The organism is Corynebacterium sp. CQ3829_602738, assembly GCF_054478435.1.
Genome location: NZ_CM137003.1, coordinates 343,436 through 361,854 on the forward strand (window position 1 = coordinate 343,436; position 18,419 = coordinate 361,854).

The following is an 18,419-nucleotide window of genomic DNA, read 5'->3' on the forward strand; positions in this document are numbered from 1 at the left end:
TTCTATACCTTGATTATCTGGTTGGGGCTGGTCAGCTTGAACGTGCTGCCCTCAATTTCGATGCCGTTGACCGGTGCATTCTCTTCTTGGGGGACGATCATCCACACCGCTGGTGCGCCTGTCTGCACGGTGATGTCGGCGTACGGGTCCAAGACACCCAACGCGTCATACGTGCCAAGAAGAGAGACATCGGTGAGAAGCACCGGCTGCTGCGCGAGGGCAATTTCCTCGTCCAGCGTGGTTTGAGCGAGGTGCTTGACCACCGCACTCAACTGCTCACGACGGCCCGGGACATCCGAGTCCAGGATCTGCGTGAAAGCCTCATCCGAACCCGCCATGGCCTGCAGCTTGGCAAAGATGGCATCTTGCACATTGACTACTTGTGCACCAAACGCCTCCTCGACCGCAGCAGCAGTCTTCGTGGCCTGACCAACAGGAGTGGTGATGACGCGGAAATCGCGGCTAGCGACGGTGGGGGCGAGGGCGGACGAGAGATCGCTGTACGCCGACGCCTCGATTCGGCCCACCTCGGTGCTGGTTGCATGCCAAGTAGGCACATCTGGCCCGTGCTCGTTGGGGCGAACATACTTCGAGTCTTTCGCGACGTACACCAGCTCCGGGTCGATCTTGGACAACAAAACGTCCAAGTCCGGATGCTTTGGCAACTCCTTATGCTCGGCCTTGGGGAAGCGTGCGTTGATCAACCCCTGCAGATAACTGCGCGTGAGCTGATCTGCGGTGCGGGGAAAAACGCTTTGTAGCATTCTCTCAACAGAGATGTCGGTGCGGTAGAGATCTGCTGAATCCGTCAGCGCAAGTTGCGGTACACCCTTCGTGGCTACTTCACGCAAAACATCGCCGGTCAGCGGCATGTCTTGGGCGCGCACCCCCATAATGGCAGCCGCCTTTTCCGCGAGTGTATCCGTGAGCAGGCGAGCACCGACAATCCCGGTGGGCGCGTTACTGACAGCTCGCAACGCCTCCCGCATGAGTGCTTCAGGCAAGTTACTGAGCGAGTCGGTGTTTGTGAGGGCGACTACGGTCTGCGCGCGCCCGCGCCGGATGACCTCAAACGTCTTCTTCGAATCGTGGTCCCTTGACACTGTCAGCTGCACTAGGCGGAGAACTCCCAGCAAGTGGCGGTGCGCATTCTCAGACCTTGGAGGAGCAACACGGTGAACTGCTTCGGTGAGCTGATCAGGGGTGGCAAGCCCCCCAAGCTCAGTCAGCATGTCATTGATCTCGGAGACCAAATCGTCGAAGGCGCGCTTAAGGCTGGGCTGTCTGGACCAAATCTGGGGTACCTCCCCAGATAGTTGGGAGATCCGCCCAGTGGAGACATTCATGAGCTTGGAGTATTCGCTATTGGTGGCGAACGGGTCCGCCGGCGAAGTTTCCGCGGTGCCAAGGATCTTGGTCACGTACTTGCGCAGGGAATCATACTTTTTCCCGGCGTTGAGCTTGAGAGCTTCCAAGAGCTCTTCGAGTGTTTCGATCGGCGCCGGGTTGTCCGGTGTCGCTGGCGGGACCGGATTTGGCGCGGGCGTTGGCCGAATTGCTTTCTGAGTCTTGTCAGCATTGTCCGTCTTAGCATCTCGAGCAGCTAGGAACTGTTGCCGCAGCTCTGCTGCGCTCGCAGCACGGAGGCTGGTGTTCTTGTCCAGGTTCTGCTCGAAGAACTGGATCAGAGCATCCCGTTGGCCCGAGTTCAACCCGAGTTGCTCGAATGCGACGGGGTCGAGCAGTACGTGCCCATCGGTGTATTCCGGCGGGGTGCCGTCCTCGGCGTAGCGGGGAGTTTCCAACGTGGCCATCTGATACAACACCGCGACAGCGGAGTAGCGCTCCGCGTAACCGTCGAAACGCATTCGGTGAGTGCCATCAACTCCCACAAATGGATCCGAATAGGGCACCGTTCCGGTATCCCGTGCGTCGAGCGGAGCACTGGAAAGAGAAAAGTCATACAGGGTGAGCTGCATCTCCGAGGGTTTACCGCGCAAACCAAGGTTCGCAGGCTTGATGTCCCGGTGATAGATCCCCGTCGGCTCCAGCTCTTCCACGATCTCCAACAATTGAGAGCCCAACCGCCAAAAATCGCGCGGGTGGAACGCACCGAAGTGCAATCGCCCAGCCAAGGAATTTTCTCCTGCGTTGGACAACACCAACGCGTAACGGTCGTGGGGAAGGCGCAGCGGGCCGTCTTCAAGCTGCACAAAGCGCCTCGCCGCAGGTTTGGCACCGAGAATTTGGTGCAGTTCCTTAAGCGTCACAGCCTCTTTGTCCAGGCGCGATTCTTTCTGCTTGTCCAGGGCGACTTTCAGCACCCTCTCTGCGCCAACCTGGGCGGGGTTGCTCGCCGGAGCCTCTGCCTCAAGGTCGTCCACCAACACCCCACGCGCCGTGGAACCTGAGTCGAGCACCTTCTTCACCCTGAACCGGTCGGCGATCAGCGAATCGATCGCCGGGTGCAAAACGTCGCCCCCGTCTTGCTTACGCTCCCTTGTCGCGTCCTGGAAGCGCTGAGCGAAAGATCGAACCGGATTGAGCATTGCGGCGGTGGAGTGCGGGGGGCGCACGGCATCTGCGCGTTCAGCCGGTCGCGGGGAGGTCGCTCCCTTGATCAGCTTTCGCACAGCATCTTCCACATCCGCGCCTGAGGCGGCGAGGTCAAGCCCGCCATGTTGAAGAAGCTTGCGGCGGAGTTCGGGGAGGTTTTCGGCTGGTCGCGTACCTCCAGAGAAGATGTAGAACGCCAAAGCGGCGACGGAGTAAAGGTCTCCGAGACGCTTGTCCGAATCGGCCTGGTAGCCCTCGGGCGGAAGGAACTCAGCGAAAAAGTCGTCTTCGGCTGTGGACGCGCTCTTGCCCAACGCGGTGAGCTGGGTTTGTTGAGTTTGCTCGGGGTTGATCAGACCGAGCTCGGTCCAGCGGGACACCTTTGCGTTGATCCTGCCGCGTTCGAGCTCGGCGGTGTCAATCAGGATCGCGGACGGAGTGAGGTGCCGATGCGTGACATCATTCTGGTGGGCGTACGCGATACCGTCCGCGATCTGCATGACCAGATCCACCTGCTGCTCTGCGGTGAACGTGACGGTGCTAGGAAGCAAATCGAGTGAAACCCAGGAGCCCTTACCGCGCGGATACGCCATCACCAACGCCGCTGACGGCCCATCATCTTGGAAGGCATCAATAGCAGTATCCAAGTGGGCGTGCTGCAGCGCACTCATAGACTTGTATTCGCGTTCGTGCAGCTTGGAGCGCCACTTTCGCTCTGCGGGTGTCAAATTCGCGGTTGGCAGGGTACGAAGCGAGACAGTGATATCCGGATCCGTCTTCTTGTGCCCGAAGTAGTAAATGAACGGATCGACGCGATCATCTTCTTCGTCTACGACCCATTGGCCGTATTTGCGTTTGCCATCGCCCGGGATGTGACCCACGATTTTGTCAATCGCTAGAGCCAAGAATTGGCTGAACCTCTCGTCAATACGCGAGCGACCTTCCGGCTCTTCCGTTAGGCGCGTCGTCACATCTGCCAGGGAACCGTTTGTTCCAAAGACGTTTCGCTCGCCTAGGGGAGTGAATGATGTGCGCACGTTCGGATCGGTAAGCACAGTGCATTCTTGGATCCAGGGCACGTAGTCGTATTCCGGGGCAATGTCAATGCCATTCTCTTCGCACAGTCGCCTTATAGCTGGAAGGACTTCGATGAGCCGGCTCTTCAGGATCTTGGCCTTGTAGTTTGCCAAAATGTTGGGGTGGCGCATGTCCAATGACTCACCGGAGAGCTTTTCTTGGTGCCAGCGTTGGTCATCTCCAGTGACGCTGCCAGCGTAGTGCTTCAGCTCGATGAGGTGGATTCTGCGCCGCCCGATAACCAGTGCGTCCACCTCGCGGCGGCTTCCGTCCGAGTTGGTTAATTCGAAATTGGTCCACACTCGGTAAGGCGGTGCATCGGGCACGGCCTTTCGGAGCAGTTCCAACCCCGTGCGTTCATGTGCAAAGCCAGAAGGAGTGACCTCGTTCCACCGCTGTTGTTTGAGGTTTCCCAACGATTCAATCCTTCTTCTTGTACCGGCTGACCGTACATATGTTACTTGGCTTCCTCAGGTTGAGGTGGAGGGTTCCTTCAATACTTCACTTACCTAGTCAGCCTTGTTATCAGTGACATCAGACCAGAAATGGCAGCAGTGAGGCCGGCTAGCAAGAACCCGAGTGCGAAGACTCCGGCGATGAACGACTTCGCGTCGGGGTCGAACGTCTCGATGCAAAGTCCGAACAGGAAAAAGCACAGCACACCGAGGCCCGCAGACCACTTAAACACCTTGGAGGCCTTTGGGCGTTTGACTGGCGAGGGCGCTGGGTCCATCGGAGCAGAGGCGTTCCAGGACGGCTGCACCGGCGCCGGGGTGTAGCGCGGGGCGTTCGCGGCGGTGAGGAGTTCTTCTGGGGTCGGGTCGACGGGGCTGCTTGAAGTTTGGCGGGGCTGCGCTTGCGCAGGGGCGGACGGTTCGGGGATTGGCCGCGGCGTGATTGCCGTGCTGTCAGCTGTGCGCTCGGGGGCGGGCTCGGCAGTGGCATTCTTGGTGGAGTCGTCCACAATGCCGTCGGCGGCGAGCTCGACCACCATCTCCACCAGTTGGCTGCGGCGCTTCGGGCCCACGCCGGGGAGTTGGAGCAGGTCGTCGGCGCTGACTTGCAGCATCTCGGGGTGCTCCAGGCTCCACACCGCGAGGTAGCGGTCGATGCCTTTGCCGGTGGCTTCCGGGACGTGGTGGGGTTGGAGGTTGTCCGCCATCTCGTGCAGCGGGCGGTTCGGGTGCAGCGCGATCCACGCTGCTGCGATGCGCGAGGTGGACGCGCCTGTCGTTTGAACTTGCTGCGGGGAGAACCAGGGGAACTGCGCTGTGGACTGCTCCAACGCTGCGTGTTGCCCCGACACCGCTGGTTGCGCGGAAACGGCTTCGTGATCGATTGTGCTCAGCAGCTGTGCGAACTTCGTCTCGCCGACGATTGGAATGCCGTACTTTCGCGCCTTTTGTGCCTTGCCGCTCATGGAGTCGGGGTTGGCGGCGACCAGCAGGGCACACTTCTTTGTCACTTGGCCTACGTGCAGGCCGGCGGCGGTGGCGCGGCGCACCCACTCTTCCTGCGGGATGTCCATCGTGCCTGTGAGCGCGATGAGATCGCCCGGCTGGAGGGTGAATTGGGCGGGGGCGGTGCCGGCCTGTGGTTCGTCGAGAAGCGACTGCACAAAAGCGAAGTCCACGCTGAGCGCGTCGGCAATGGCGAGCAGCTCGGTGCGCTCGTCATCGGTGATGACGCCGTCGGACCAGGCATCGACGGCGAGCTGGCGCGTGAATTCTTCGTTGATCGCATCCACATCGTCCGCGTCTAGGCCAGAGGCGATCGCGGTTTGCTCAAGCTGGCGCATTTCGGTGCGGGAAATGTGGCGGTCTACAAGCGCACGGGTTAGCTCATCGCGGTACGCGTCCTCATCCTTTGCACCGCTTGCGGGCAGGGCGTGAGAGAGCTGGCCGGACCAGGAGGATTCGGCACCGCGTGGTAGGACGCGGCATTCCGCGGCCGGGGCGGGGAACGTTGCCGTCGGGTAGCCCGACACATCGGCGCCGCAGTGGAAGTGGAGATGATGGAGCAACTCCGCGGTTGCCTGTGCGTCGGCGAGGGCCGAGTGCGCTTGGGGGTTGTGGATGTGGGTGGCCGTGAGGGCGTCGCTGAGCTTCGCGCAGCCCAAGTGCTGTTGGGCCAGCGCCATCGTGTCCACCCAAGGTTGGCAGAGACCGTTGTGCGCATGCGCGCGGTTGAACTCATTGGTGAGGAAACGGTGCTCAAACGGCGCGTTGTGCGCCACCAGGACGCGGCCGTCGAGCAAGGAGCCGAGGTACGCGGCGACGTCGCGGAACGTGGGCGCGTCCACCACATCGGTGGCAGTGATCTTGTGGATGTGGCTGTTGGGAATATCGCGACCGGGCTGGATCAGTGTCTCCCACGTGCGCTCCACGGTGAGGTCTGGGCGAAGCAGGACCACGCCGATTTCCACAATGCGGCAGGCGTTGCTGACCCCTGTGGTCTCGAGGTCCACCACCGCGAATCCGGTGGTGTGGGTGGTGAGGTCTGGGTGCCCGGTCTGCGGGTCCATCGTGGCTCCTTGTACTCTGCGGCTTTGCGCTGCTTGTTGGTGACTGCCTAGCAGAGTAGGACACGGGCCGACACGCGGTGAGGGTTGTCGGACGGGTGTTCGGGTGGGGGCGATGCATCTAAAAGGCGAAGGATGAAGTTGGTTGTCAACATGAGGGTGACAGATGAGTGCTGGGGGGGTTGAACAGTGACGCGTTATGCAGTAATTAAGAAGTTGCGAGCTGAAGCGCGTGAATTAGGAAAAGGGTGGTGGCGATGAAGGCGTTCACGGTGACCGCAGAGCGTGGGCCCAGCGGCGCATGGGTGCTGGAGTGCGACGAACTTGGGGTGGTCTCACAGACCCGGAGGCTCGACCGCGCAGAGGATGAGGTCGCCGAGGCGATCGCATTTCAGTCTGGGATGCAGCCGGGCGAGTTTAAGATCGAGGTCGTGCCGATCCTCCCCGCTGAAGTTGAGACGCTGCGCCAGCGTGCCGACGACCTCGGCGTGAAGGCGAAAGCCGCGTCGGAAGAAGCTGCGGCTGCGAGGGCTGCGTTGGCGCGAAAGTTGAAAGACGAGGGCTTCACACTCCGCGAGATGGGGCAGGTGCTCGGGGTGTCGTACCAGCGGGCGTCGGAGTTGGCGGCGGGGGAGGGGACCGGAGGGCGTCGATAGGTAAAAGCTCCACGGAACCGGCGGCGGGTTCGCTGCGTCTAAAGAAACATGAAGAACTCGGGAGTGATCGCTTGGCTGTTCACTGGACTGGCGGCGACTGTGGCGGTCGCGTATGCGGTGGTGCTGGCCTTGGGGCCGCCGAACATGACCGCAACGGTGCTGGACTTTTCCGCGAAAGTGATTGGGCCACTGGGAGCTGCGCTGATCGCGTGGGCGGGTGTCTCACACACGGTGGCGAACTCGCGACTGCAGGACACGGCGAAGGAATGGCATCAAGATCTGCGGTGGGCGACGGAGCTGTGTTTAACGGGCGAGCCGAAACGGATCGGTATAGGTATTGCGCTGCTTGATGAGCTGGACGATCGTCGATTTCTGGACCATGAGCAGGTTAGAATGGTCAGCAGAATAACGGACGAAGTGCTTCAAAACATCCTCGCGGAAGAGCCCGATGCAGAAAGGAGCGGCGAAGATGCGGTATAGCTACAAGGAAATCAAGTCTCTCGACGGACTGCGCCTCAAGCGTCCGCCGCACCAGGGGGAGATCGCGGCTGCGCACTTAGTGATCAAGCAGATCAACGAAGGGAAGCGCCCGGGCGAAGAGATCACGCCGTTTCTCCGGTGGGTGGCTGACTACGGCTCGCCGGGCTTCCAAGTCGCGCCCGTGATCATTGAGAACCCGAACGGCTAAAACAGCTCCTTGACGGCCGCGCGGTCCACTTTGCCCGGGCCGAGCTGCGGCAGCGCCGCCACCACCTTGAGTTCTTTGGGGATCTGCCAGTGCGCGATGCGGCCGGCGTCCTCCGCATCGGCGAGCGCGTCCAGGATGTCCGGCACTGTCGCTGAGCCGGTGTACGCGGCGCAGATGCGCTGGCCGAAGCGGTCGTCGTCTTTGCCGATGACGGTGGCGGCGGTGACGCCGTCGATAAGCAAAAGCTCTTCTTCTAGCACCTCGGGGTGGAGCTTGAGGCCGCCGGATGAGATGACGTTGTCGGTGCGGCCGAGGACCGTGAGCACGCCGCCGTCGAGCTCGCCGGCGTCGGAGGTGCGGAACCAACCGTCTTGGAGGTCGGGGGAGTCGAAGTTGTGGTAGCCGCGGGCGACCATGGGGCCGCCGAGGTGGATGCGACCGTCCTGGATGCGCACGCGGGCGCCGGCGATGGGGCGGCCGTCGTAGACGCAACCGCCGGAGGTTTCGCTGGAGCCGTAGGTGGTGACCACATTGATGCGCAGCTTGCGGGCGGAGTCGAGCAGCCGAGGGTTGGTTGCGGCGCCGCCGACGAGGACCGCGGAAAACGTACGCAGCGCGTCGATGCCCTTGAGCGTGGAGGTGGCCTTGGCCAGCTGCATCGGGGTCAGGGCGGTGTAGGTGCGCTCGCCGGTGCGGGCCAGCTCGTGGGCGCAGGCGGCGAACTCGGCGACGTTGAAGCCGCGGGTCAGGTCAATGAAGGCGGGCTCGACGCCGGCGACCATGCTGCGGATGAGGACTTGCAGGCCAGCGATGTACGCGGCGGGCATGGCCAGCAGCCACTGGCCCTCGCCGCCGAGTTCCTGGTGGGTGGCGTCCGCGCTGGAGATCAGGTTCGCTGGCGTGAGCATCGCGCCCTTCGGCTTGCCCGTGGAGCCGGAGGTGGACACGACCAGGGCGATGTCTTCGTCGATGGGCGCGCCGGGTTTGAGTGTGTTGCGCAGCAGGTTCGTGCGCGCCGGGTCGTTCGCGGGCACGGGCAGCAGCGTGCGCTGGCCGGTCAGGGCCTCTTCCAGCGCGGGGATGATGGCCAGCGGGTTGGCGGGGTCGACGGGGAGAAGTTCCAGCAGGTGGGTCACTTGGCGGGCGTTTCGTTCTCGAGGGGGTTCGTGGGAGTGGTGCGGGCGAAGGCCTTGCGCGACAGCGGGCCGTCGATAGTCGCCCAAAGCCCCGCGGCTGTGAGTGCGGTGAGCAACACGTACATCACCGGCGCGCTGTGGGGCGCGATGAGCACGGCAACGGCGTTGAACCCGATGTGGCACACAACCGCCAGCGCCCAGAGCTGCCAGCGGCGCTCGCGCACCGCGCGCAGCACGATCAGGGTGAACACCACGTGTGCGGCGATCGCGAGCGCGCGCTCGTACCAGCTCGCGGCGATCATTCCCATGCCGATGTTCTGCAGCGCCTCAATCTGCTCTGCAATGGCCTGCGCGATGGCGGGGTCGTCGTTTCCGGTGGCCTGCGCCTTGATTGCGTCGCCGGTGGTCAGCAGCATGATGTTGCCGATGAACAGGTTGGTGAAGAGCAGCAGCGCCTCTATGCCGCCGTGGCCCAGGCCGAAGCCGACGCCGTCGTTCCACTCGCGGGTGTTCTTGTCCCAGAAACGCAGCACGATCCAGCGGGCGGTCTCCTCGAACAAACCGGAGGTGACCAGGAACAGTGCCGTGGTCAGGGCAGTGGCCGTTGCTGGATCGAATGTCTTGCTGAACAGGAACTGCAGCGGGATCACCAACGCGAACCTGGCCACCTGGGACAACGGGAACGCCAGCGCGCCCCAGCCGAGCGAGGCCCAGTTGAAGCCGAGGTTGCGCTTCCCAACGAACCATGCGGCTACCACCAGGGCGATCATGCCTACGAACTGCAGAATGAGAAGGCCCAACGTCATGGCAGAAACGATACCGCTGCGGTCGTGGCGGGTCGCGGTGAGCGGTGCGACGGGGCGGGATAGGCGGGGCGGATAAACGGGCGTTTGCGTCGAGGTCGATATCTTGATGTTGATAGTTGCTGGTCACAGCGTTGCGCCGATTTTAAACCGAAAATACTCCCGACGCGCTGACCTGGAACTATCGACCTGGAAGTATCGACATCGAGCTATCGACCTGGCTGCCCCGCTCCTAGTCACCTGTAACGCAGATCTCACCGCCCGTCGATAAAACAAGCATGAGGAAGATCATCGCACCGGCCGTCGCTGCGGCGACCGCCCTTTCACTCACCGTCCCTGTCACTGCTACCGCCGCCACCTTGACCCCGTTCACCAAGGACGGCACCAACTACTGCCGCGTCACGCTCAACGACGTCGAGCGCGGCCCCGCCAACCAAGCCGAACGCGCAGCGAAAACGCTCACGCACGGCATGTACGCCACCTCGGTCACCGAGGCATTCGAGGCAACGTTCCCAGAGCTGAAGAAGCTTGGCGACGAATACGTGGCCGAGCCGGACGTCGTCAAGCATTTGCGCCTGCTGCGGGACGACAAAACGCCCGAGGGCGACGTCCGCGCCGACGCCCGCGCCGCCGTGAAGGAGAAGCTGGCGCCGCTGGGCCTGCACACCACCGACGCCGACTTCTACCTGGACATGAAGGAAGGATCCCAGATTCCGCTCGGTCCGGCCGGTCGCGCGCTCAAAGGCAACGCCGACTGGTTCGTGGGCATTGACGGCGGGGTGCCGAAGGCACAGCCGCTCGGCGACGATTACGTGTTCGGCCGCACCGGCAAAAACACCGCGCAGTGGCTGCGACATGTGGAGGGCTGGCAGCGCGACGCGTTCGCCGCGAACATGAAGAAGACCTACTTCGGCCAAGTCCAGGACACGTTGGAAAGCTCGTACTACTACGCGCTCGAGGAGGCCAAGACCTGCCACGACGGCACCAGCCACGTCATCTTCCCCACGCAGGATTTAAAGCTGCCGGAGACGCCGAAGCTGGAAAACGCCGACCTGGGCGACACCGCGCCTGAGCCGGGCCCCGCACCGAAGGACCCTGAGGAGACACCGGACGAAAAGGCACCGGAGACCTTCGACGCCAAGCTGGCGCAGATCATCGGCATCGTCGCCGCGGTGCTCACCGCCCTGGGTGCGCTGTTCGCCCTGCCGCAGAACGCAGGCGTCAAGGGCCTGCCCACCATTCCGCAGATCCCGGGGTTGACTAAGTAGGTCTCCTCCTTGGGGAGGATGTGGGGGCGCGGAGGCGTCGATAAGCTAGACGCCCGTGCAGGTGAAGACGGGTGATGCGGTGCTCGCGGTGGCGGCGGCGGTGCTTGCCGCCGTCTACACCGTGAGTGCGATCAGCGACCCGGGCGCCGCCGCCTGGGCGCAGGCGCTGCTGTCGTGGGGGTTCGTCGCTGCGTTCGCGGTGCTCACCGGCAAGCCGCGGGCGGCGTCGGCCGCGTTAGTGGTGCTCAACACCGCCTGGGCGCTGGTGTGGCTGGCTGCGCCGGTGAATCTGGGGTATTCGCTGTGGGTGCTGGCAGTGCCGGTGGCGGTGTTCGTCGCCGGCAGGTACGCCGGCAAACGCTTCGCACTTGGGGTGCTGGCGGCGGCGTGCGGGTGGGCGTTGCTCTCCCCGTTTATGTGGACGTGGGACGAACAACTCGTGTTGTTCTACCGCCGTGGCGCAGACGGCGCGCTCACGCTGGCGCTGCATTGGGCAGCGTTCGCAGTGGCGTACCTTCTGGGTGCGAATCTGGCAGGGGAGGAGGCCGCCCGCCGCAGGGCCGCGGAAGCGAAGGAGCAACGCCTGGCGGCGGCGCGGGTGGACGAGCGCCAGGCCATCGCGCGGGACATCCACGACGTGCTCGGGCACTCGTTGACCCTGATCAAGGCGCAGGCCAACGCGGGGCTCGCGTCCGGGCGCGAGCGGGAGGCGCTGCAGCGAATCAACGCCGCCGCGGGTGAGTCGCTGGCGGAGATCCGCCTGCTCGTGCGCGGCCTGCGCGAAAGTGATCGCGGGTTCGCGCCGGTGGCGGGGATCGCGGAGCTGCCCGCGCTGGTGCAGCGCTTCCGCGACGCCGGCATGCAGGTCACACTCGACGCCCCGCCTATCAGCGTCCCTCCGGTGACCTCCCTTGCCATCCACCGCATCGTGGCTGAAGCGCTGACCAACGCGGCCCGCCACCAAGTGGACCCGGTCGTCTCTGTAAAAGTGACACCGGGGCAGACTGTTGTGGTGGAGGTGGTCTCCACCGGGCGGGTGTGCCCGCAGCCCGGCACCGGCGTCGGTTTGGAAGGCCTGCGCGAGCGCGCCGCGAGCGCCGGCGGCACGCTCGAAGCATGGCAGGCAGGCGAGGCATTCACCGTGCGGGCGGAGTTGGCGGCATGATCCGGATTTTGCTTGCGGACGACCAACCGTTGCTGCTCAGCGCACTCGAGACCATCCTGGGCGCGCAAGACGACATCACCGTCGCGGCCACAGCCGCCGATGGGGCGGAGGCTGTGGAGAAGGCGCGGGCGCACCGCATCGACGTCGCCGTGCTCGACATCCGCATGCCGGTGCTCGACGGCATCGCCGCCGCCCGCACAATCATGGAGCTGGGCCCGCGGGTGATCATGCTGACCACGTTCGACGACGACGCGCTCATCCACGCAGCCATCGCCGCCGGCGTCCACGGATTCTTGCTCAAGGACGCAGAGCCGGACGTGCTCGCGGGAGCGGTGCGCGCGGTAGCCAGCGGCGAATCCGTCCTCGCGCCCGGCGTGACCGGCAGGGTGATGGAGTGGGTGCGCGAAGGTCCAGGTAGCCCGGCGTCGGCCACTGTGCTGGAGGGGCTGACCACCCGCGAGCGTGACGTGCTCGCCGAGATCGGCCGCGGAGCGACCAACGCAGAGATCTCCGCCGCGCTGTACATCGCGGAAACCACAGTGAAAACGCACGTATCCAGCCTGCTGGCCAAACTCGGCGCACGCGACCGGGTGGCGCTGGCGCTGATCGCGCAACGCGCTGGCATCTCCTCCTAGAGAAGGAGGCGCTGTGGTCCCGCCGGCCGATGTGTGAGGCTCGCTCACCGCGGACGATGGGGGCATGACCGATACACAACTCGCCTGCCGCGGTGTCGCAGTTTCGTTCGGCGGGCACCAGGTGCTGCGCGATATTTCACTGACAACCACCCCGGGCCGTGTCCACGCGTTGTTGGGGCCAAACGGCGCGGGGAAATCTACGCTGATGTCGGTGCTGCTTGGCCTGATCCAACCCGACGCGGGCGAGGTGACACTAATGGGCCAGCCGTTCACCCGCGAGGCGCTGCGGCACGTGGGCGCCTCGATCAATGACCCCGCCTTCTACAGCCACCTGAGCGCGCGCAACAACCTGCGCGTGCACACGACGCTGCTCGGCCTGCCCGACTCGGAGGCTGACCGGGTGCTCCAACTCGTCGGCCTGCAGGGCGCAGGCAAGAAGAAGGCGGGCACCTTCTCCACCGGAATGAAGGGCAGGTTGGCGCTGGCGCAGGCGCTCATCGGTGAGCCGGAGGTGCTCATTTTGGACGAGCCCCAAAACGGCCTCGACCCCGAGGGCATCGCCCACCTGCGCGCCTACCTGAAGGACTACGCCCGCGCCGGGCGCACTGTGCTGGTCAGCTCCCATCAGTTGGGCGAGGTACTGCACATGGCGGACGACGCCACCGTCATCGCCGGCGGCGACGTCCGTTTCGCCGGAGAACTTGCGGAGCTGGGCCCGAACCTGGAGGAATCCTTCTTCCGCTTGACCGCAGGGGGCAGGAAATGAGTCTGCTTCGCGCCGAATGGATCCGCGCCAAAGGCTCAACGCTGTGGTGGCTCGCAGGAGCTGGGCTACTTCTTGGCCTGTTGCTGACTGCTTTTTCGTTGGTCGGCGATGTCGGCTCCGCGACGTCCCTGCTGTATCCCCAGGGGCTTCTGGTCACTGGCATGGCCGCTCCCGTTGCGGCGCTGTTTGCGGGACTGGCTGAAAACCGCGAGCGCGACTCCCGCGCCGGTGGCACGTTTTGGCGGCCCGTCTCTTCCACGGGCACCCGCGCCGCCCGCGTCACAGTGGTGTGGCTGGCCCTGGCCGTGTTCGTCATTTTGGACTTCGTGGTGCCCGTTGCGGCGGCGCTGGTGTTCGGCCTGGACGGCGCTGCGAAAGTCGCGCTTGTCGCTGCGTTTGTGTGGCTCGGCATGCTCGGCCCGGCAGGCCTGGCAGCCGCGGCCACCCGCCGTGTTGGGCTGTTGCCGACGCTCGTAGCCGCATTCGTGTTCACCATCGAGTTCGGGTACTTCGTGGAGCGAAGCTGGTGGTGGCTTAACCCCGGCGCCTGGCCTGCGCGCTTGGCGCTGCCCACGATGGAGATGCACTTCAACCTGTTGCCGCTGGAGGACACCTCGCCCATGGCCGGCGAGTCGCCGTTTCCTGCGCTCGCGCTCACTTTGCTTCTAGCCGCGGCCGGATTCGCCGCTGCCGTGCTCACTCCGCGCCGCACGCGACCCATTTTTAGGCGTCGCACCACCCACGAAGTCGTTGCGCCCGCGCCTGCTGGGCCGGCCATGCCGAGGCCCGCGCGCACCGGGTTTGTGTCCGCGTGGAAGGGGGTTGCGAGGGCGGGGCGGATGCCGTCGTTAAGCATGGTGCTAGTGCTGACCGCCCTGGTGCTGCTGTTTGCCACACGTTATCCGGCGGACGTGCGCCAGGCGCTGTTCGCGTACGCGATCCTCCCGGTCGGCGCAGGCGTATTGCCCACGCTTGTGTGGCCGCGGATCCGCCCGGCATGGGCGCTGATGCAAGTCGAGCACCCGCGAGTCGGCGTCGCGTTGATGAGCTGGTTTACCAGCATTGTTGCGCTTGTGTGCCTGCTCGCGGGTGTGGTGGCTGGGAGCGCGCGTTTTGGTGTGCTCGCCGTGATTGCCGGCACCGTCCTCACCCTCGCCGCGCTCGCCGTGACTGTGCGCTTCGGCGTGATGTGGACGCTGGCGGCGACAATCCTGGTCACGATCGTTTCTGCCACCATCGGCGGTGACGTGCTGGCGGAGTCCTTCCTGTGGATCGCCGCGGTGCCCGCCTGGCCCGTGACCGCCACTGGCCCGCGGGGGTGGGTTGCGCTCGCGGTTGGCGCCATTCTGCTGGCCGCGGTGGTGGTTGTGCTGCTCCGGGTACTGCGCGGGATGCGCCCGGTTCGGCGCTGAGCCGCGCTCAGCCGGCGCGGTTGAGCGGGCCTTCCGCGTGGTAGCGCCCGGTGGGGGCGTTGTAGGTGGCGCGCTCGCGGGAGTCGTTGATGGAGAAGTGCCAGGTGCCGCCGTTGTCGCAGGTGCCTTCCGTGATGTTCTCGCGGAAACCGTCCTGGATCTCTGCGCCGGCGGAGGCGTGCACCGGCTCGAGGAGACCTGCGCAGCCGAGGTCCGGGTAGGTCACCGGGATGCGGCCGCCGCGGTCGCGGGTGCCGAACTGCACGCGGTAGGACTGGTCGTTGAGCTCCGAGATGTCCGAGACCTGCTTCATGGTGCCTTCGCGCGGCACGTTCAGAGGGTCGGGCTGGTCCATCTCCGCCAGCTGCGCGGTGTCGGTGGTGGGGGTCCAGTGGATCAGGGTCACGTCGTCCAGCGGGTTGCCCACGACGGTCTCCTCCGGGCCGAACGCCTTGACCAGGCGGTTGCCGTGCAGTTCGAACTGGGTCGCGGTCAGCGTCGTGCCGTCCGTTTCGTATTGCGTCAGTCCCGGCTGCACGCCGGCGGTGAACACGGTGGGGTAGGTGCCGGCGGCGTCAACCAGGTAGTCGGCGGTGGCCGTGAGGGTGCCGTCGAAAAGCTGCAGCACGCGCACCGGTGCCGGGCCTTCCTTACCGGCGCGCAGGAGCAGCTCGAGCTCGGTGTCGCCGTCGACATCGATGAGGTCGTAGGTGAACGTGCCGTCGAGGCCGTCCTGGTCGGCGAAGTATTGCGCCGGGTCCGCAAGTGCTGCGGCGTACGCGTCGCGCTTGTTGGGTACCGCCGACGATGGCGGGGGCGCGGGGAGGTTGTCTTCGTCCGCAACCGGCGCGACAGGGTCGGCAGCGGGATCGTCGGCGGGCGGGGTCGCAGGCTCAGCAGGGGCGGGGGCATCAGCAGGCGGTGCCGCCTCCGCGGAGGTATCGGCGGCATCAGCGGCGGTCGGGGTGTCTGGAATGTTTCCGTCGCACGCGGCCAGAGTCAGCGAGGCGGCGACGATTGTGGCTGTCATCGTTCGTCTCAACATGCCCGGAGCGTAACCCGCGGACCTTGAAGCGCCCTGAAATACCCGTACAGGTGTCTAATAGTAGCGGGGGAATTGGCTCCGACGTGGTGCGCGGGCTTTTTGTTACCGTCGGCCGAAATGTCCTTTTCGACAAGATCACTGCTGAGCACCAATGTCTACTTTCGACCCACCCGCCCGACCGACCGCCCCCTCCAGCGCGTTCTTGGAGCGCATGGATGAAGCCGTCCAGGACCGGCTCGCGGAGGCGGAGCCGGACTTTAACCTTGGGACCAGAAGCCCTGAGCACCTGCAGTCCTGGGAGGACGCGGAGGCGCGGGTGGAAAAGGTCCGCGCGGACCTCGACCACATCGTTCGCGACCTGCACGCCCACCCGGAAGAGGCGTTTGAAGAGCACCACGCGCAAGCGGTGATCGCCGGGGTTCTTGAACGCCACGGGTTCCAGGTGGAACGCGGTGCACATGGCGTATCGACGTCAGTGCGGGCCGAATGGTCCAGCGCCGATTACGACTCGACGGTGCATCCCACGGTCGCCGTGCTGGCCGAGTACGATGCGCTTCCCGGCATCGGCCACGCCTGCGGGCACAACGTCATTGCGGCCGCTGGGGTGGGGGCCTTCCTCGGTGCCGTGGGAAGCGGCAGCGGCCGGATCGTGTTCCTGGGCACCCCCGCGGAGGAGGGGCACACCGGCAAGGAGTACATGATCCGCGGCGGGATGCTGGACGGCGTCGATTGCGCGGTGATGGTCCACCCGTTTTCCTACGACCTTGTCTCCCACGTGTGGGTGGGGCGCCGCACCCTGACCGCGACGTTTACCGGCGTGCCCGCGCACGCCTCGATGCAGCCGTACATGGGGCGAAACGCCCTCGACGCGGCCACGCTCGCCTATCAAGCGTGCGGGTTGCTGCGCCAGCAGATGCCGCCTTCGGACAGGTTGCATGCAGTGCTTTCCGACGGCGGAGCCCGCGCCTCGATCATCCCCGAGACCGCCACCCTGCAGATGTACGTCCGCTCGCTCTACACCGAGACGCTGATGGACTTAAGCCAGCGCGTGGAGGACATCCTCAAAGGCGCGGCCCTGATGACGGGCACGACCGTAGATGCGCAGTGGGACGAACATCCGATGTCGCTGCCTGTCCGCAACAACGCGACGCTTGCTCGGCGGTGGGGTGCGACGCAAGCGTCACGCGGAAGAGACGTGCTTCCGGCGGGCACCCTGCCGGATTCGCAGGCCGCGTCGACCGATTTCGGCAACGTGTCCCATCTGGTTCCGGGCATCCATCCGCTGGTGAAGATCGCGCCGGAGGGCACCGCGCTGCACACCACTGATTTCGCCGCGGCGGCGATCTCGGACCAGGCGTTTGAGGGCGCGTTCGACGCCGCGGTCGGGCTGGCGCAAACCATCGCGGACATCCTCAACGACCCCCAGCTGCTCGCTGACGCGCAGGAGGAGTTCCGCCTCGCCGGCGGCGCGATCTCCGTCGAGAAGCTGCTCGCCGGCGCGGCCGAGCAGCCCTAGTAGTAGAAGGGGAATTCCTCCCAGTTCGGCGGGCGCTTCTCTAGGAAAGAGTCGCGGCCCTCGACGGCCTCGTCGGTCATGTACGCCAGGCGGGTGGCCTCGCCGGCGAAGACTTGCTGGCCCATCAGGCCGTCGTCGACCAAGTTGAACGCGAATTTCAGCATGCGCTGCGCGGTGGGGGACTTGCCGTTGATCTCGCGGGCGACCTGGATCGCCTCGTCCTCAAGCGAGGCATGCGGCGCGACGATGTTCACCGCGCCCATGCGCTGCATCTCCTCCGCAGAGTAGGTCCGGCCCAGGAAGAAGATCTCGCGGGCGAACTTCTGGCCCACCATCTTGGCAAGGTACGCCGAGCCGTAGCCGGCGTCGAAGGAGCCCACGTCCGCGTCGGTCTGCTTGAACCTGGCCTCCTCCTTCGAAGCGATGGTCATGTCGCACACCACGTGTAGCGAGTGCCCGCCGCCGGCCGCCCAGCCGTTCACCACGGCGATGACCACCTTCGGCATCGTGCGGATCAAACGCTGGACCTCCAGGATGTGCAGGCGCCCGCCCTCGGCCTTCACGCGCGCTTCATCGACGGTCTCCGCCGTCTCGCCGCCCGCGTACTGGTAGCCGGAGCGGCCGCGGATGCGCTGGTCGCCGCCGGAGCAAAACGCCCAGCCGCCGTCCTTCTCGCTCGGTCCGTTGCCGGTGAGCAACACCACGCCCACCGACGGGTCGCACCGGGCGTGGTCGAGCGCCTGGTACAGCTCGTCCACGGTGTGGGGGCGAAACGCGTTGCGCACCTCGGGGCGGTCGAACGCGATGCGCACGGTGCCGTCGGCACGCGTGTCGCCCACGTGGCGGTGGTAGGTGATGTCGGTGAAATCGAAGCCCTCGACCTCGCGCCACTGGCTGGGGTCGAAGGGCTGGGCGGTGGAGTAGCTCATGCGGCTCATCCTACGTGTCGCCAATTTCACAACAGAAGTGTGGAGAAATCCGAAGTTAGGTATTGCTTACCTCAGGCGGGGGGTAATCGTGAAAACCACGGCCTTTCCGACATCGCTCGCGTCGGTTTTTGCTTACGGCGTCACCACTGTCGTGTAAAGGGTGCGGACGATACCTTCCATCATTCTCACCCGTGCGCAAACTCACGCAATTCTTATCTACTTTAGTGCCGACTTTCAAAATCGGGT

15 protein-coding genes are annotated in these 18,419 nt (G+C 64.9%); 9 read left to right on the top strand and 6 right to left on the bottom strand.

Annotated elements, in window-relative coordinates:
• Positions 1–2: 2 nt before the first annotated feature.
• Positions 3–4,049 carry a protein kinase domain-containing protein gene (locus ACX1NL_RS01535; RefSeq protein ID WP_458898440.1) on the bottom strand — a complete coding sequence of 1,349 codons (4,047 nt, stop codon included), beginning with the start codon at positions 4,047–4,049 and terminating at the stop codon, positions 3–5.
• Positions 4,050–4,138: 89 nt separating this feature from the next.
• Positions 4,139–6,157 carry an exonuclease domain-containing protein gene (locus ACX1NL_RS01540; protein WP_458898441.1) on the bottom strand — a complete coding sequence of 673 codons (2,019 nt, stop codon included), beginning with the start codon at positions 6,155–6,157 and terminating at the stop codon, positions 4,139–4,141.
• Positions 6,158–6,411: 254 nt separating this feature from the next.
• On the opposite strand from ACX1NL_RS01540, the gene ACX1NL_RS01545 reads away from it, so the two are divergent.
• The 3 genes from ACX1NL_RS01545 to ACX1NL_RS01555 are packed head-to-tail and all read left to right on the top strand — an operon-like array spanning position 6,412 to position 7,498.
• Positions 6,412–6,810 (top strand): hypothetical protein, encoded by a 399-nt coding sequence (locus tag ACX1NL_RS01545; protein WP_458898442.1) that lies wholly within the window; start codon positions 6,412–6,414, stop codon positions 6,808–6,810.
• Positions 6,811–6,858: 48 nt separating this feature from the next.
• A complete protein-coding gene (locus ACX1NL_RS01550) occupies positions 6,859–7,290 on the top strand; it encodes a hypothetical protein (protein WP_458898443.1) in 432 nt (143 codons plus the stop codon).
• Positions 7,280–7,498 carry a hypothetical protein gene (locus ACX1NL_RS01555; protein ID WP_458898444.1) on the top strand — a complete coding sequence of 73 codons (219 nt, stop codon included), beginning with the start codon at positions 7,280–7,282 and terminating at the stop codon, positions 7,496–7,498. The genes ACX1NL_RS01550 and ACX1NL_RS01555 overlap by 11 nt, the downstream gene beginning before the upstream one ends.
• Here the strand turns inward: ACX1NL_RS01555 and menE are convergent.
• Together menE and ACX1NL_RS01565 are read right to left on the bottom strand one after the other, a co-directional pair.
• Positions 7,495–8,634, bottom strand: a complete 1,140-nt coding sequence (menE, locus tag ACX1NL_RS01560) for an o-succinylbenzoate--CoA ligase (RefSeq protein WP_458898445.1) — start codon at positions 8,632–8,634, stop codon at positions 7,495–7,497. The two genes, ACX1NL_RS01555 and menE, sit on opposite strands and share 4 nt — an antisense overlap.
• Complete coding sequence (locus tag ACX1NL_RS01565; protein WP_458898446.1) at positions 8,631–9,440, bottom strand: YhfC family glutamic-type intramembrane protease; 810 nt, start codon at positions 9,438–9,440, stop codon at positions 8,631–8,633. Before ACX1NL_RS01565 ends, menE begins: the two co-directional genes overlap by 4 nt.
• Positions 9,441–9,715: 275 nt before the next feature.
• Between ACX1NL_RS01565 and ACX1NL_RS01570 the strand changes: the two genes are divergently transcribed.
• The 5 genes from ACX1NL_RS01570 to ACX1NL_RS01590 all read left to right on the top strand — a co-directional run bounded on the left by ACX1NL_RS01570 (position 9,716) and on the right by ACX1NL_RS01590 (position 14,683).
• Positions 9,716–10,705, top strand: a complete 990-nt coding sequence (locus ACX1NL_RS01570; RefSeq protein ID WP_458898447.1) for a hypothetical protein — start codon at positions 9,716–9,718, stop codon at positions 10,703–10,705.
• Between the two features lie 55 nt (positions 10,706–10,760).
• The gene (locus ACX1NL_RS01575; protein ID WP_458898448.1) at positions 10,761–11,870 is read left to right on the top strand and encodes a sensor histidine kinase; all 1,110 of its coding nucleotides are present in this window, start codon (positions 10,761–10,763) and stop codon (positions 11,868–11,870) included.
• Positions 11,867–12,505, top strand: a complete 639-nt coding sequence (locus ACX1NL_RS01580; RefSeq protein ID WP_239355904.1) for a response regulator — start codon at positions 11,867–11,869, stop codon at positions 12,503–12,505. Before ACX1NL_RS01575 ends, ACX1NL_RS01580 begins: the two co-directional genes overlap by 4 nt.
• A 64-nt stretch (positions 12,506–12,569) precedes the next feature.
• Positions 12,570–13,271 (top strand): ATP-binding cassette domain-containing protein, encoded by a 702-nt coding sequence (locus ACX1NL_RS01585; RefSeq protein WP_239307138.1) that lies wholly within the window; start codon positions 12,570–12,572, stop codon positions 13,269–13,271.
• A complete protein-coding gene (locus tag ACX1NL_RS01590) occupies positions 13,268–14,683 on the top strand; it encodes an ABC-2 family transporter permease (RefSeq protein WP_458898449.1) in 1,416 nt (471 codons plus the stop codon). The genes ACX1NL_RS01585 and ACX1NL_RS01590 overlap by 4 nt, the downstream gene beginning before the upstream one ends.
• 7 nt (positions 14,684–14,690) lie before the next feature.
• Here the strand turns inward: ACX1NL_RS01590 and ACX1NL_RS01595 are convergent, their stop codons facing one another.
• The gene (locus ACX1NL_RS01595) at positions 14,691–15,713 is read right to left on the bottom strand and encodes a hypothetical protein (RefSeq protein WP_269952428.1); all 1,023 of its coding nucleotides are present in this window, start codon (positions 15,711–15,713) and stop codon (positions 14,691–14,693) included.
• 166 nt (positions 15,714–15,879) lie between these two features.
• On the opposite strand from ACX1NL_RS01595, the gene ACX1NL_RS01600 reads away from it, so the two are divergent.
• The gene (locus ACX1NL_RS01600; RefSeq protein WP_085956857.1) at positions 15,880–17,244 is read left to right on the top strand and encodes a M20 family metallopeptidase; all 1,365 of its coding nucleotides are present in this window, start codon (positions 15,880–15,882) and stop codon (positions 17,242–17,244) included.
• Here the strand turns inward: ACX1NL_RS01600 and ACX1NL_RS01605 are convergent.
• Positions 17,241–18,173: a 1,4-dihydroxy-2-naphthoyl-CoA synthase gene (locus ACX1NL_RS01605; RefSeq protein WP_085956856.1), complete on the bottom strand. Its 933-nt coding sequence runs from the start codon at positions 18,171–18,173 to the stop codon at positions 17,241–17,243. The two genes, ACX1NL_RS01600 and ACX1NL_RS01605, sit on opposite strands and share 4 nt — an antisense overlap.
• Positions 18,174–18,419: the final 246 nt, after the last annotated feature.

Excerpts from the sequence above, each read along its gene's own strand:
- ACX1NL_RS01550 (WP_458898443.1), top strand. The coding sequence starts at position 6,859 with ATGAAGAACTCGGGAGTGATCGCTTGGCTGTTCACTGGACTGGCGGCG.
- ACX1NL_RS01580 (WP_239355904.1), top strand. The coding sequence starts at position 11,867 with ATGATCCGGATTTTGCTTGCGGACGACCAACCGTTGCTGCTCAGCGCA.
- ACX1NL_RS01555 (WP_458898444.1), top strand. The coding sequence starts at position 7,280 with ATGCGGTATAGCTACAAGGAAATCAAGTCTCTCGACGGACTGCGCCTC.
- ACX1NL_RS01585 (WP_239307138.1), top strand. The coding sequence starts at position 12,570 with ATGACCGATACACAACTCGCCTGCCGCGGTGTCGCAGTTTCGTTCGGC.
- ACX1NL_RS01590 (WP_458898449.1), top strand. The coding sequence starts at position 13,268 with ATGAGTCTGCTTCGCGCCGAATGGATCCGCGCCAAAGGCTCAACGCTG.
- ACX1NL_RS01565 (WP_458898446.1), bottom strand. The coding sequence starts at position 9,440 with ATGACGTTGGGCCTTCTCATTCTGCAGTTCGTAGGCATGATCGCCCTG.
- ACX1NL_RS01570 (WP_458898447.1), top strand. The coding sequence starts at position 9,716 with ATGAGGAAGATCATCGCACCGGCCGTCGCTGCGGCGACCGCCCTTTCA.
- ACX1NL_RS01545 (WP_458898442.1), top strand. The coding sequence starts at position 6,412 with ATGAAGGCGTTCACGGTGACCGCAGAGCGTGGGCCCAGCGGCGCATGG.
- ACX1NL_RS01595 (WP_269952428.1), bottom strand. The coding sequence starts at position 15,713 with ATGACAGCCACAATCGTCGCCGCCTCGCTGACTCTGGCCGCGTGCGAC.
- ACX1NL_RS01540 (WP_458898441.1), bottom strand. The coding sequence starts at position 6,157 with ATGGACCCGCAGACCGGGCACCCAGACCTCACCACCCACACCACCGGA.
- ACX1NL_RS01600 (WP_085956857.1), top strand. The coding sequence starts at position 15,880 with ATGTCTACTTTCGACCCACCCGCCCGACCGACCGCCCCCTCCAGCGCG.
- ACX1NL_RS01605 (WP_085956856.1), bottom strand. The coding sequence starts at position 18,173 with ATGAGCTACTCCACCGCCCAGCCCTTCGACCCCAGCCAGTGGCGCGAG.